Annotated in this window: 11 protein-coding genes; 5 read left to right on the top strand and 6 right to left on the bottom strand. The window is 64.3% G+C overall.

Annotated features, from left to right (window positions below):
• Window positions 1-148: 148 nt before the first annotated feature.
• Complete coding sequence (locus UB31_RS04930) at window positions 149-835, top strand: GntR family transcriptional regulator (protein ID WP_045010024.1); 687 nt, start codon at window positions 149-151, stop codon at window positions 833-835.
• 27 nt (window positions 836-862) lie between these two features.
• Here the strand turns inward: UB31_RS04930 and UB31_RS04925 are convergent, their stop codons facing one another.
• Together UB31_RS04925 and UB31_RS04920 are read right to left on the bottom strand one after the other, a co-directional pair.
• Window positions 863-1,276, bottom strand: coding sequence for a hypothetical protein (locus UB31_RS04925; protein WP_045010023.1), 414 nt, complete (start codon window positions 1,274-1,276; stop codon window positions 863-865).
• A gap of 376 nt (window positions 1,277-1,652) precedes the next feature.
• Window positions 1,653-2,477 carry an NAD-dependent epimerase/dehydratase family protein gene (locus UB31_RS04920; protein WP_045010022.1) on the bottom strand — a complete coding sequence of 275 codons (825 nt, stop codon included), beginning with the start codon at window positions 2,475-2,477 and terminating at the stop codon, window positions 1,653-1,655.
• 91 nt (window positions 2,478-2,568) lie between these two features.
• Between UB31_RS04920 and UB31_RS04915 the strand changes: the two genes are divergently transcribed.
• Entirely contained in the window at window positions 2,569-3,549 is a 981-nt protein-coding gene (locus UB31_RS04915; RefSeq protein WP_045010021.1) for an SMP-30/gluconolactonase/LRE family protein, read from the top strand.
• 186 nt (window positions 3,550-3,735) lie between these two features.
• Here the strand turns inward: UB31_RS04915 and UB31_RS04910 are convergent, their stop codons facing one another.
• Both UB31_RS04910 and UB31_RS04905 read right to left on the bottom strand, forming a co-directional pair.
• On the bottom strand, window positions 3,736-5,166 hold the full coding sequence (locus UB31_RS04910; RefSeq protein WP_045010020.1) for an aldehyde dehydrogenase family protein: 1,431 nt from the start codon (window positions 5,164-5,166) through the stop codon (window positions 3,736-3,738).
• Between the two features lie 283 nt (window positions 5,167-5,449).
• On the bottom strand, window positions 5,450-7,813 hold the full coding sequence (locus UB31_RS04905) for a thiamine pyrophosphate-binding protein (protein WP_045010181.1): 2,364 nt from the start codon (window positions 7,811-7,813) through the stop codon (window positions 5,450-5,452).
• A gap of 131 nt (window positions 7,814-7,944) precedes the next feature.
• On the opposite strand from UB31_RS04905, the gene UB31_RS04900 reads away from it, so the two are divergent.
• The 3 genes from UB31_RS04900 to UB31_RS04890 all read left to right on the top strand — a co-directional run bounded on the left by UB31_RS04900 (window position 7,945) and on the right by UB31_RS04890 (window position 10,914).
• Window positions 7,945-8,406: an Lrp/AsnC family transcriptional regulator gene (locus UB31_RS04900; RefSeq protein ID WP_045010019.1), complete on the top strand. Its 462-nt coding sequence runs from the start codon at window positions 7,945-7,947 to the stop codon at window positions 8,404-8,406.
• A 108-nt stretch (window positions 8,407-8,514) separates the two neighbouring features.
• Window positions 8,515-9,435, top strand: coding sequence for a polyphosphate kinase 2 (gene ppk2, locus UB31_RS04895; protein ID WP_045010018.1), 921 nt, complete (start codon window positions 8,515-8,517; stop codon window positions 9,433-9,435).
• Between the two features lie 51 nt (window positions 9,436-9,486).
• Complete coding sequence (locus tag UB31_RS04890; protein WP_045010017.1) at window positions 9,487-10,914, top strand: TAXI family TRAP transporter solute-binding subunit; 1,428 nt, start codon at window positions 9,487-9,489, stop codon at window positions 10,912-10,914.
• On the opposite strand, the gene UB31_RS04885 is transcribed toward UB31_RS04890, so the two are convergent.
• Both UB31_RS04885 and UB31_RS04880 read right to left on the bottom strand, forming a co-directional pair.
• Window positions 10,892-11,971: a zinc-binding dehydrogenase gene (locus UB31_RS04885; RefSeq protein ID WP_045010016.1), complete on the bottom strand. Its 1,080-nt coding sequence runs from the start codon at window positions 11,969-11,971 to the stop codon at window positions 10,892-10,894. The genes UB31_RS04890 and UB31_RS04885 overlap by 23 nt on opposite strands.
• 59 nt (window positions 11,972-12,030) lie before the next feature.
• Window positions 12,031-12,972 carry a DMT family transporter gene (locus tag UB31_RS04880; protein WP_197090771.1) on the bottom strand — a complete coding sequence of 314 codons (942 nt, stop codon included), beginning with the start codon at window positions 12,970-12,972 and terminating at the stop codon, window positions 12,031-12,033.
• Window positions 12,973-12,983 lie beyond the last annotated feature (11 nt).

Here is a 12,983-nt window from a genome sequence, read left to right as displayed (position 1 = left end):
GTGGTACAGCCTGCCCCCCGATTGTCAATAACGTAGCTGCTCACGGGGCTCATTTCTGGCCCCTGGCGCCGCTGGCGACACAAATTATTGACAATCCGGGCCGTCCCTGCTTCACAGAACAGACCGGCCGGAGCCTGAGGCTGAGGGGATGTCCGACATTCACACCGCAGACAGCATGACGGTCCGGCGCGACGATCCGGACGACGTCGTCGCGCGGCTCGAAGAGGACATCATCTTCGGCCGCCTCGCGCCGGGCGCGCGCCTGACCGAGGACGCGCTGATGTCGGCTTACGGCACCTCGCGGCACTTCGTGCGTCAGGCGCTGGTGGATGCCGAGCGCCGCGGCATCGTCCGCCGCGAGAAGAATGTCGGCGCCACCGTGCGGTTCTATTCGGCCGAGGAGGTCCGGCAGATCTATGAGGTCCGGGAAATGCTGACGCGGCAGGCCGCGCTGATGATCCCCCTGCCCGCACCGCAGGCCCTGATCGACGAGTTGACCGCATTGCAAAGGCAATATTGCGCGAAGGCCGATGTGCGGGACCTCCGCGGCATTCACGAAGCCAACGACGCCTTTCACGTCGCGCTGTTCGCGGCCTGCGGCAATCCCTATCTGGTGCGCTCGCTCCAGGACTACATGAGCCTGACGCTACCGATGCGCGCCAAGAACCTCGCCGACCGCGAGGGGCTCGCGCAATCGCGGCGCCAGCACGAGCTGATGATCGAGCTGTTGAAGGGCCGTGATAGTTGGGCACTGGCGCAGTTGTGTGTGGATCACATGCAGTTCAGCAAGTCGGATTATCTGGCAAGGATTGCGGGGGAGGAGGCTGAGCGCTAGCGTGTGCGTGCCAGGACACACGCACGTTCAGTACCGTCTCAAAACGCCGCGATCCACGCTGGCATCGCCGTAATTGGCACAGGCGCCTTTCGGGTCTCTGATCAGGTCCGTCCGGACGCGCCTGAACGTTTTGCCGGCCGCGTCGGACACCTCGGGACGGAATTTAGCTGGATCGTAGTTCTCGCCATCGCGGGCCTTGATGGCTGCAGCATAGGCGTCGATCATGGCCATCGCCGCATTGGTGCTGCCGAGAAGCCGGGCGCCGAGCTGGACGCCGCCGGCTCCGTCGACCTCGTAACCGTCGCATCGTTGCTCAAGCACTACCGATGCGGTAACGATCTGGTCGAGGAACGTCGCCTCGGCGTCGCTGAGCGTTGCGGCTCTCGCCGGTTCTGACACGATCATCGCGAGCATTGCGACGACTGACAATTTGATTTTCATTGTCTTGGCTCTCGCCGCCCCTTGGGCTGTGATCGGAGCAACGGTTGCTGAATTGCGATCGTAGAGATCGAGAGCCACGATGTCCGGAGGGACGTTGACCTAGATCAATGGGAAAGCTCCGCGAGTCATGTGCTCGCTGGCGAGTGATGCTCCCTCAAGGCGTCATTGCGAGCGCAGCGAAGCAATCCAGAGTCTTTCCGCGGAAGGATTCTGGATTGCTTCGCCACGCTCGCAATGACGGGCGGCGAGTGGTTGCGGGCTCAAACCACCATTTCGTCCCTGCGGAGACTCCCCCTCACCCCAACCCTCTCCCCGCAAGCGGGGCGAGGGAGCGCACCTACGCTGGGGCGAAGGCTTGAGCTACACGCATCAACCACTACCGCTTATTCCAATCGATGATCCGGCTCGTGTCGCCATCGAACTCCACGCTGGCAAACGCGCCACCCTGGTAGTGATCGCCGATCGGATCGGGCTTCAGCTTGGCCTGCTCGGCCATCGCGTGCGCCACGTGATCTTCCGAGCGGCCGGTGGGGCGATAGCCGAATTCGTAGGCGCGGTGGTTGTCCCACCAGGTACGCTCGTTCAGCGACACGCCGTAGAACACCTCGAAATGAATGTCGGGATGATCGAGCCCGATCTGGCAGAGCTGCACCAGGTCTTCCGGCTTCAGCCACATCGCGATCCGGCGATGATCGAGCGGCCGCTCGTCGCAATTGCCGATCCGGATGCAGGTGACCTTCAGCCCGTGCTTGTCGGCGTAGAGCGAGCCCACGGCTTCGCCGAACACCTTGCTGACGCCGTAGCGCCCGTCGGGGCGCACGGTGACGTCGGTGCCGATCTTGTGGTGGCGCGGATAGAAGCCGACCGTGTGGTTGGACGAAGCGAACACCACGCGCTTGACGCCCTTCCGGTACGCCGCCTCGAACAGATTGTAGCCGCCGATGATGTTGGCCTGGAGGATATCGTCCCAGGGGCCTTCGACCGAGTAGCCGCCGAAATGGATGATGCCGTCGACGCCCTCGCAGATCGCCTCGACCTGAGCCATGTCGGACAGGTCCGCCGCCTTGAACTGCTCGTTCGCCCCGAGGTCGGCCGGCGGACGGATGTCGGAGAGCAGCAGGTCCGGATAGATCGGCGGCAGCAGTTTCCGCAGGCGCGTTCCGATCCCGCCCGAAGCTCCCGTCATCAAGATGCGCGGCATTTCTTCCCTCGTATTTGGCGACCGATTTGCGGTCATAGGTCTCTAATGATAGCAGACTTGGTGAGAGGGAACGCAACAACGAGAATTGCACATGAACGATGCATCGTCCCAATACCAAGAACGGCCTAAAGGCTGGCAGCCGGCGACCTATTACCCCGATCCGGCAATAAAAGCACTGGACCCCCGCTTCGAAAAATACTGGCTAAAACTTTCAGCCGTGGAGCGGCTGGCGACCGGCCTGCGCTGGGCCGAGGGTCCGGTCTGGTTCGGCGACGGTCGTTATCTCCTGTGCAGCGACATCCCGAACCAGCGCATCATCAAATGGGAGGAAGAGACCGGCGCGGTCTCGGTTTTCCGAAAACCCTCCAATTTCGCCAATGGCAACACCCGCGACCGCCAGGGCCGGCTCGTTACCTGCGAGCATGGCGGCCGTCGCGTCACCCGCACCGAATATGACGGCACCATCACCGTGCTGATGGATTCCTTCGGCAGCAAGAAGCTCAACTCGCCGAACGACGTCGTGGTGAAATCCGACGGCGCGGTCTGGTTCACCGATCCGACCTTCGGCCTGCTCGGCAATTACGAGGGCTACAAGGCCGAGCCCGAAATCGAACCCAACGTCTACCGGCTCGATCCCGCAACCGGCAAGGCGACCATCGTCGCCGAGGGCGTGCTCGGTCCGAACGGGCTGTGCTTCTCGCCGGACGAGAAGATCCTCTACGTGGTGGAATCGCGCGGCGTACCGAACCGCAAGATCCTCGCCTATGACGTGTCGGCCGACGGCACCACGATCTCCAACAAGCGCATCTTCATCGATGCAGGTCCCGGCACGCCGGACGGCATGCGCTGCGACATCGACGGCAATCTCTGGTGCGGCTGGGGCATGGGCGATCCCGAGCTCGACGGCGTCGTGGTGTTCGCGCCCGACGGCGTCATGATCGGCCGCATCGCACTGCCCGAGCGCTGCGCCAATCTCTGCTTCGGCGGCGTCAAGCGCAACCGCCTGTTCATGGCGGCGAGCCAGTCGATCTACGCACTGTATGTGAACACGCAGGGCGCGGTCGGGGGATAGTGTTGCGCTCGTAGGGTGGGCAAAGCGAAGCGTGCCCACCATCGCTCGTTCGTCGTGGAATGGTGGGCACGTCGCTACGCGCCTTTGCCCACCCTACGGCGCCTCGCATTGCCGAGACGCTTCAGCAAAACAAAAACGCCGGAGCGGTTTCCCGCTCCGGCGTCGTATTGGTTCAGGCGCTAACGCTTACGCCGCGTTGAAGCCGGCGACGGCCTTCACTTCGAGGAAGTCCTCGAGGCCGTATTTGCCCCACTCACGGCCGTTGCCCGACTGCTTGTAGCCGCCGAACGGCGCGGTGCGGTCGTTGGGCACGCCCTGGAGGTTGACGTTGCCGGCGCGGATCTGGCGACCGACGCGCTTGGCGTTCTCGACCGTGTCGGCCGTGACGTAACCGGCCAGCCCATAGGGCGTGTCGTTGGCGATGTGCACGGCTTCGGCTTCGTCCTTGGCACCGATGATGGTCAGCACCGGTCCGAAGATTTCTTCGCGGGCGATCGTCATGTCAGGGGTGACGTCGGCGAAGATGGTCGGGCGGACATAGAAGCCCTTGTTGACGCCTTCGGGCAGGCCCGGGCCGCCGGAGACGAGCGTTGCGCCCTCGTCGATGCCCTTCTTGATCAGGCCCTGTATCTTGTCCCACTGGCCACGGTTGACGACCGGGCCGATGGTGGTGCCTTCGGCGCGGGGATCACCGGCCTTGGTCTTGTCGGCGACAGCCTTCGCGATCGCGGCGACTTCCTTCATCTTCGACAGCGGCACGATCATGCGCGAGGGCGCGTTGCAGGACTGGCCGGAGTTGTTGAACATGTGCATCACGCCGCCGGTCACCGCCTTCTGGAGGTCGGCACCTTCGAGGATAACGTTTGGCGACTTGCCGCCGAGCTCCTGGCTGACGCGCTTCACGGTCGGCGCTGCTCGCTTGGCCACGTCGATGCCGGCGCGGGTCGAGCCGGTGAAGGAGATCATGTCGATGTCGGGGTGCTCGCTCATGACGGCGCCGACCTCGGGGCCGAGACCGTTGACGAGGTTGAACACGCCCTTCGGCACGCCGGCTTCATGGAGAATTTCCGCGAAGATCAGCGCCGAAGTCGGGGTGAACTCCGACGGCTTCAGGATCATGGTACAGCCAGCAGCAAGCGCAGGCGCGACCTTGCAGGCGATCTGGTTGAGCGGCCAGTTCCAGGGCGTGATCATGCCGACCACACCGACCGGCTCGCGCAGCACCATGGCGGTGCCGATCGGCTCTTCGAAGTGGTAGTTCTTGAGCACGTCGAGCGTGGTCATGAGATGGCCGAGCCCGGCGCCGGCCTGGAGCTTTTCGGCCATCGGGAGGGGCGCGCCCATCTCGTCGGAGACGGAGGCACCGATCTCCTTGAGACGGCCCTTGTAGACCTCGATGACTTTCGTGAGCAGCGCGACGCGCTCATCGCGGCTGGTCTGGGAGAAAGTTGCAAAGGCGCGCTTGGCAGCAGTGACGGCCTTGTCCACGTCAGCCTTGGAGCCCAGCGCAACCTCGTACATCGCCTCTTCCGTCGCCGGATTGACGACCGGGGTGGACTTCTTGACGGCGGGATCGACCCAGGCGCCGTCGATGTAGAATTGCATGCGATTGACCATCGTTAACCTCTTTTTGGGGCTTGGAGGGGGCGTTTCGGCAGGCATCCTTGCACGAAAGCGCCGGCAATTGAACCCGCCATATGCGGGGCCAGCGTTGCGGCAGACGGGGAGTATATGAGCGGACAGCAGTGGGGTGGCAAGGTCTCAATTGCCGTCGTCCTGGCGAAGGCCAGGACCCATTACCACCGGGTTCAGTTGGTTTGCTCAGGCGTCTACCGTCTGTCTCCTACAACAACCGCCGCGGAGTATGGGTCCTGGCTTTCGCCAGGACGACGACGGAGATTTACACCGCCATCTTGCGATGGAGCACCGGGGCGCCGGTGGTGAGGCTTTCGGCCGCATCGATGATGGCGTTGGCATCAAGGCCGTAGTGGCGATAGAGGTCGGCGAGCGTGCCGGTCTGACCGAACTGCTCGACGCCGAGCGCCTCGACGCGATGGCCGCGCACGCTGCCGAGCCAGCCGAGTGCTGCCGGATGACCGTCGATCACGGTCACGATGCCGCAGTCGCGCGGCAGCGGCGCCAACAGTTTTTCGATGTGGCTGAGATGCTGGACGCCGCGGCGATCACGGCGCAATTTCCGTGCAGCGGTCCAACCGGCATGGAGACGGTCCGCCGAGGTGATCGCGAGCAGGCCGATGTCGCGGCGGCTCTCGCCCATGAGACCGGTCGCCTCGATTGCTTCGGGCGCGATCGCGCCGGTATAGGCGATCACGACTTCGGCATTGGGCCCTGGCTTGCGCAGCCAATAGGCGCCGTCGGTGATGCCCTTCTCCAGTTCCGGCGTCATGATCCGCTGCGCCTGCTCGATGCTGCGCGTCGAGAGTCGCAGATAGACGGAACCGCCCTCGCCCGGATCGCGCTGCATGTGGTCAAAGCCCCAGCCCATGATCACGGCGAGCTCGTCGACGAAGGCGGGCTCGAACGAGGCGAGCCCGTCCTGCGCCATGCCGATCAGCGGCGTCGCGATCGACTGATGCGCGCCACCTTCGGGCGCAAGGGTAATGCCGGACGGCGTCGCCGCCACCATGAAACGCGCATCCTGGTAGCAGGCATAGTTCAGCGCATCGAGGCCGCGCTCGATGAAGGGATCGTAGAGCGTGCCGACCGGCAAAAGCCGCTCGCCATTGATCTGGTGCGACAGACCGAGCGCCGAGAGCATGATGAACAGGTTCATCTCGGCAATGCCGAGCTCGAGGTGCTGGCCTTTTGGCGAGGCGTCCCAATTGAACGTGGACGGAATTTTCTCGCTGCGGAATAAGTCCGCCTTCTCGGCATTCGCAAACAGGCCGCGCCGGTTCACCCATGGTCCGAGATTGGTCGAGACCGTGACATCAGGAGATGTCGTCACGATGCGTTTTGCAAGCTCGCTGTCGCTGCGCGCGATCTCGTTCAGCACGAGGCCAAAGCCCTGCTGGGTCGACATTTGCGGCGATGGCTTGAACGCGAGCGGCTGGGGCACCTCGACGACGGGCGCTGTCAGCCGGCGGCCGTCCTGGTTGAACGGCACGCGCGCGAGGAAGGCGTCGAGCTCGGCGGCGCCTTGCGCGAGGCCCTCGTACTTGTCCCATTCGTGGCCCGGGCGGATGTCCTGGCTCTCGCGATATTTCTCCATCTGCGCGACGGTCATCAGGCCGGCATGGTTGTCCTTGTGGCCCTGGAACGGCAGGCCGACGCCCTTGATGGTGTAGGCGATGAAGCAGACCGGGCGATCGTGATCGATGGATTCGAAGGCGTCCAGCATGCTCGCCATGTCGTGACCGCCGAGATTCGACATCAGCGCCAGCAACTCGTCATCGCTGCGGCGATCGATCAGCTTGGTGATCGGCCCCTGGTCGCCGATCTCGTCATGCAGATGCTTGCGGAAGGCCGCGCCACCCTGGAAGCACAGCGCCGCATAGAGCGCGTTCGGGCAATTGTCGATCCAGCGCTTCAGCGCCTCGCCGCCGGGCTCGGCAAACGCCTCGCGCATCAGCCGGCCGTATTTCACGATCACCACGTCCCAGCCGAAATTGCGGAACACGGTCTCGAACTTTTCCCACAAACCTTCGCGCACGACGGCGTCGAGCGACTGGCGGTTATAGTCGACCACCCACCAGGTGTTGCGCAGGCCGTGCTTCCAGCCCTCCGCCAGCGCCTCGAAGATGTTGCCCTCGTCCATCTCGGCATCGCCGACCAGCGCGATCATCCGCCCTTCGCGGCGATCCTTCATCCAGCCATGCGCCTTGACGTAATCCTGCACCAGCGAGGCGAACAGCGTCTGCGCGACGCCGAGGCCGACCGAGCCGGTCGAGAAATCGACGTCGTCGACATCCTTGGTCCGCGAGGGATAGGACTGCGCACCCTTGAAGCCGCGGAAGTTCTCCAGCTTCTCGCGGCTCTGCCGGCCGAACAGATACTGGATGGCGTGGAACACCGGGCTCGCATGCGGCTTCACCGCGACGCGATCCTCAGGCCGCAGCACCGAGAAATACAGCGCCGACATGATGGTCGCGAGCGAGGCGGACGAGGCCTGATGGCCGCCGACCTTCAGGCCGTCCGTGCTGGATCGGATATGGTTGGCGTGATGGATGGTCCATGACGACAGCCACAGCGCCTTGCGGGCAAGTGCGGTCAGGGTTTCGAGGCGAGCGGAATCGGCGGGCATGGCGATGCTCCGGAAAATAACGCCGATCATACCCCTGCCGGCGCCGCCAGATTTCTCAATTTTTCGCGTCATACCCATCAATATTGGGATACCATACCAATGACTGGCCATAAAATGCAGGTTTCATCCCAATGCCCGAGCTCGACGCCATTGACCGAAAAATCCTCAGCTCTCTCCAGAACGACAGCCGGCTGACCATGCAGGAACTCGCCGACAAGGTCGGGCTCTCGGTCTCGCCCTGCCATCGCCGGGTCAAGCTCCTGGAGGAGCGCGGCGTCATCTCGCGCTACATCGCGACCGTCGACCAGAAGGCGCTGGGGCTGCATGTCAGCGTGTTCATCTCGATCAAGCTGGCGCGGCAGAAGGAGGAGGACCTCAATCGCTTTGCCCGGGCAATCTCGAAATGGGACGAGGTGCTGGAATGTTATCTGATGACCGGCAATCGCGACTATCTGCTGCGCGTCGTCGCGGCCGACCTCGCCTCCTACGAGACCTTCCTGAAGACCAAGCTGACCCGGCTCGACGGCATCGCCTCGATCGAGTCGAGCTTCGCGCTGAGCCAGGTGAAATATTCGATCGCGCTGCCGGTGTGACGGCTTCGGCAAGCCATTTCGGAACCGCCGGGGCGCCGGTGTCACATGGGCGCAATAAACCCCGTCGATGGTCGGGAACGACAGGCATCCCCGCCGAGTGAGAGACCCATGACCGCATCCGACCGCACTCCTGAAATGGCCAAGCGCGAACGCATCATCCGGGAAATGACCGACGATCTCGACGAGGAGCTGGAACTCGAGCTCGACGACTCCAGGCTCGACGAGCTCCTGGACGAGACTGGCACGCTGCACACGGCAGTGGATCGCAGGCTCTATTTCAGGGAACTGCTCCGGCTCCAGGGCGAGTTGGTCAAGCTCCAGGACTGGGTGCAGAGCGAGCGGAAGAAGGTCGTCGTGCTGTTCGAGGGCCGCGACTCCGCCGGCAAGGGCGGCGTCATCAAGCGCATCACCCAGCGCCTCAATCCCCGCATCTGCCGGGTCGCCGCGTTGCCGGCGCCGAGCGAGCGCGAGCGTACCCAATGGTATTTCCAGCGCTATGTGTCGCATCTGCCCGCCGGCGGCGAGATGGTGCTGTTCGACCGCAGCTGGTACAATCGCGCCGGCGTCGAGCGCGTGATGGGCTTCTGCACCGACGAGCAATACCAGGAGTTCTTCCAGTCGGTGCCGGAATTCGAGCGGATGCTGATCCGCTCGGGAACCATTCTGATCAAGTACTGGTTCTCCATCACCGACGATGAGCAGCAGTTCCGCTTCACCATGCGGATCAAGGATCCGTTGAAGCAGTGGAAGCTGAGCCCGATGGATGTCGAGGCGCGCAGCCGCTGGGAGGCGTACACCAAGGCCAAGGAGACCATGCTGGAGCACACCCATCTGCCGGACTCGCCGTGGTGGATCGTCGACGCCGTCGACAAGAAGCGCGCGCGGCTCAATTGCATCGCGCATCTGCTGAGCCAGATGCCGTACCAGGAGGTGGCGCACGCCCCTGTCATGCTGCCGCCGCGCGTTCGCAACCCCGACTATCACCGCGGCCCGATTCCGCCGGAGATGTACGTGCCGGCGAAATACTGACGGCGCCCGCCGTGTCTTCCGGCGGGCCAGCTTGCCGATGAGGAAAGCGAGATGCCCGTGCCGAGCGATCTCAGCGTGACCAGGGACACAACGTCTCGCCGCCGCTACCGCTTCGGCCCGTGGCTCGCGCTGGCAAGCCTGCTCTCGATGCTGACGGTCGCGCTGGCGCTCGCCCATTGGTTCTGGCAGCCGGCGACGCTGCGCATCGCCGTCGGGCCGGGTGGAAGCGACGACCAGACGCTCGTGCTGGCAATCGCGAAGGCGTTCGACACCAAAAGCGGCGCGGTGCGGCTCGTGCCGGTCGAGAGCGACGGCACGTTGCAGAGCCTCAATCTGCTCGGCGCCGGCAAGGCCGACCTCGCGGTCGCGCGCGGCGACCTCGCTATGCCGCCCGACGCGAATTCGGTCGCGATCCTGCGCCGGAATTTCGTGGTGCTGTGGGCGCCGACGGGCCGCAAGGGCGCGCCCAGATCGAAGGTGACGGACATCGCCTCGCTCAGCGGGCGCCGGATCGGCATCGTCGGCCTCGGCGATGCCAATCCCAATCTGCTGCGCGTCGTCCTCGGCGAGTCAGGCGTCAATCCGCAGAAGGTGACGATCACCCAGTTCGGCATCGACCACATCGCCGAGATGACTCAGGACACCACGCTCGACGCCTTCATGATGGTGGGCGCACTCGACGACAAGGTCATCGCGGAGACGATTGCCACGACCACGCGCCTGCGCGGCGATCCGAAATTCCTGCCCGTCGATGTCTCCGAGGCCATCGCCGAGCGGCACCCGCTGTACGAATCCGAGGAAATTCTGGCCGGCGCATTTGCCGCCACGCCGCAGCGGCCCGACGACAAGATCGAGACCATCGCCGTCAATCATTTGATCGTCGCGCCCAGCTCGCTGTCCGAGGACGCGGTTGCGGCCTTCACGCGCGAGTTGTTCGCGGTCCGGCCATCGCTGGTGAAGGATTTACCCGGCGCCAGCCACATCCAGAAGCCCGATACCGACAAGGATGCCGCGCTGCCGGCCCATCCCGGTGCTGCCGCCTATATCGACGGCAACGAGCGCAGCTTCATGGACAAGTACAGCGACTACATCTGGGGCGTGGTGCTGCTGCTCTCCGGCCTCGGCTCGGTCGCCGCGTGGCTGCGGCACTATCTGCGCCGCGAGGAGCGCAGCCAGAATGCGCTGCATCGCGACCGCCTGCTCACCGCGATTACCAGCGTGCGCGAAGCGACGTCGCTCGACGATCTCGCTTCCATGCAGAGCGCGGCTGACGACATCCTGCGCGAGACGCTGGCCTGTCACGAAGACGGCGCCATCGAGGACGGCGACCTCGCCGCCTTCGGCCTGGTGCTGGCGCAATTCCACCAGGCGATCGTCGACCGCCGGGCGGTGATGGCCCAGACGGCTGAGGTCGACGTGTCCGCGAAGCCGAACGGCGCGGCCCTTCAACCCGTCGTTATCTCCACGGCTGCACGATAATCTTGGTGTGCGCCTCGGGATTGGCGAGATCGGCGAAGGCTTTTGCAACGCCGTCGATGCCGACTTCCGCAGTGACCATCGCGGCGGCATCCACCTGCCCTTCCGCGATCAGGCGCAGTGACGCCGCGAACTCTTCCGGCGTGTAGCCGAGCACATACTGAACGTTGAGCTCCTTCATGATGCCGAGCATGGGTTCGCTTTTGTCGGTCTCCATGCAGACGCCAACCACGACGATCCTCGCATCGCGCGGCGCGCCCTCGAACACCTGCTGCAACAGGCCGGGCACGCCGACGCATTCGAAGATGATCGCGGGCTTCAGTGCCGGCAGCATCGCCTGCAACGGCGGCCGCGCCGCCTTCTCGGCCTCCGACATCTGTGCGTGCTCGGCCCAGGTCGCATAGGGTTGCGACACCTTCGGATCGACCACGATGTCGGCGCCGAGTTTTGCTGCGAGCGCACGCCGCGTCGGTGAATAATCCGCTGCGACGATCGGATGCAGGCCCTTGATCTTCAGCGCGGCAATGACCGCGAGCCCGACCGGGCCGCAGCCGATCACGAGCGGCACCTCGCCGCCACGAATATTGGCCTTGGCCACGGCGTGAACGCCGACAGCGAGCGGCTCGGTGAGCGCGGCGTGTTCGGGCGCGAGACCATTCGGCACCTCGAGCAGCAGCGGCTCGCTCAGCAGCATCGCTTCCGCATAGCCGCCGATATTCTCGTTGGAATAACCGATCCCCTCGATGCCTTGCGGCGTCAGCAACGCCGGCAGCGAGCAGACATGCGTACCTGGCTTAAGCTTGCGCGCAGTGCCGGGACCGTAGTCGACAATCTCGCAGCAGAATTCGTGGCCGAACACGACATCGCGAGTGAGGTCCATCGGCTTGCGTCCGACCTTCCGCGACATCTCCACCATGCGGTGGGCATGCTGGCGTGCGTGCAGGTCGGAGCCGCAAATGCCGCAGGCGAGCGTCTTGACCAGGACCTGGCCGGGGCCCGGCTTCGGCTCGAGCATCCGGTCGACGACAATCTCACCATTCCTGAAAATCGCAGCGCGCATCCGGCTCCTCCCATATTGTTGGAGCCATAGATAGCACGACGCGGGACGCGAATATTGCGTCAGGGGTTCGGGGAACGCTCTGCCTGCACCAGAAGCTGGGCGCGGCGGACACGCTCGCGATGGGCGATGTAGAGACCGCTGGCGACGATGAAGGCCGCGCCGACGATGGTCCACAGATCCGGCAGCTCGCCGAACAGGAAGAAGCCCAAAATGCTGACCCACAGCAATTGCGTGTAGGAGAACGGCGCCAACACCGAGGCATCGCCATAGCGATAGGCCAGCACGACGATCCATTGGCCGACGGTGGAGGCAACGCCGATCACGATGCCAAGCCCGATCGCGGTCCAGCTCGGCGTCACCCAGACGAACGGCACCATCACCGTGAGGATCGCAAGACCGGTGAGCGCAGAATAGGCCATCGTCGTGACGACCGCTTCCCGCCCGCTGATCATGCGGGTCAGGATCAGCGCAGCGGCCCAGCAGAACGCCGAGACGATCGGGAAAAATGCGGCGACATGAAACGCGCTCGAGCCCGGCCGCAGGATGATCATCACACCCACCAAGCCGATCGCGGTCGCGATCCAGCGGCGCATGCCGACCTTCTCGCTCAGGAAGATGATCGACAATGCGGTGACGAACAGCGGCGAGACGAAGCCGGTGGCGGAGGCTTCCGCAATCGGCAGAAAGCGCAGGCTGGTGATGAAGAACAGCGACGAGCCGAGCAGCGCAGCGCCGCGCATCAGTTGCAAACCGAGGCGCTCGGTGCGCATCGCATAAAGCGGCGAGACCGGCAGCATCACCGGCGTGAACATCAGCGCGAAGGTGACGAAGCGGATCCAGGTGATCTCGATCGAGGGCAGGCTCGTCGACAGATATTTCGCGGTAACGTCGGAGCAGCCGAGAAACACCGTCGACAGCAGCACCAGTGCAATGCCCTTGAAGGGATGATCGACGCGCGCAGGCGCGCGGCGCGCCTGCTGCTTCTTTTCCGGCATGTGCATGGGAATACTGT

Origin of the sequence: Bradyrhizobium sp. LTSP849 (assembly GCF_000938255.1) — a bacterium.
GTDB lineage: Bacteria > Pseudomonadota > Alphaproteobacteria > Rhizobiales > Xanthobacteraceae > Bradyrhizobium.
The sequence above is the reverse complement of the archived record's forward strand: the minus strand, read 5'-3'. Positions and strand labels throughout refer to the sequence as shown.

Excerpts from the sequence above, each read along its gene's own strand:
- UB31_RS04880 (WP_197090771.1), bottom strand. The coding sequence starts at position 12,972 with ATGCACATGCCGGAAAAGAAGCAGCAGGCGCGCCGCGCGCCTGCGCGC.
- UB31_RS04905 (WP_045010181.1), bottom strand. The coding sequence starts at position 7,813 with ATGCCCGCCGATTCCGCTCGCCTCGAAACCCTGACCGCACTTGCCCGC.
- ppk2 (WP_045010018.1), top strand. The coding sequence starts at position 8,515 with ATGACCGCATCCGACCGCACTCCTGAAATGGCCAAGCGCGAACGCATC.
- UB31_RS04925 (WP_045010023.1), bottom strand. The coding sequence starts at position 1,276 with ATGAAAATCAAATTGTCAGTCGTCGCAATGCTCGCGATGATCGTGTCA.
- UB31_RS04910 (WP_045010020.1), bottom strand. The coding sequence starts at position 5,166 with ATGGTCAATCGCATGCAATTCTACATCGACGGCGCCTGGGTCGATCCC.
- UB31_RS04930 (WP_045010024.1), top strand. The coding sequence starts at position 149 with ATGTCCGACATTCACACCGCAGACAGCATGACGGTCCGGCGCGACGAT.
- UB31_RS04900 (WP_045010019.1), top strand. The coding sequence starts at position 7,945 with ATGCCCGAGCTCGACGCCATTGACCGAAAAATCCTCAGCTCTCTCCAG.
- UB31_RS04890 (WP_045010017.1), top strand. The coding sequence starts at position 9,487 with ATGCCCGTGCCGAGCGATCTCAGCGTGACCAGGGACACAACGTCTCGC.
- UB31_RS04915 (WP_045010021.1), top strand. The coding sequence starts at position 2,569 with ATGAACGATGCATCGTCCCAATACCAAGAACGGCCTAAAGGCTGGCAG.
- UB31_RS04920 (WP_045010022.1), bottom strand. The coding sequence starts at position 2,477 with ATGCCGCGCATCTTGATGACGGGAGCTTCGGGCGGGATCGGAACGCGC.
- UB31_RS04885 (WP_045010016.1), bottom strand. The coding sequence starts at position 11,971 with ATGCGCGCTGCGATTTTCAGGAATGGTGAGATTGTCGTCGACCGGATG.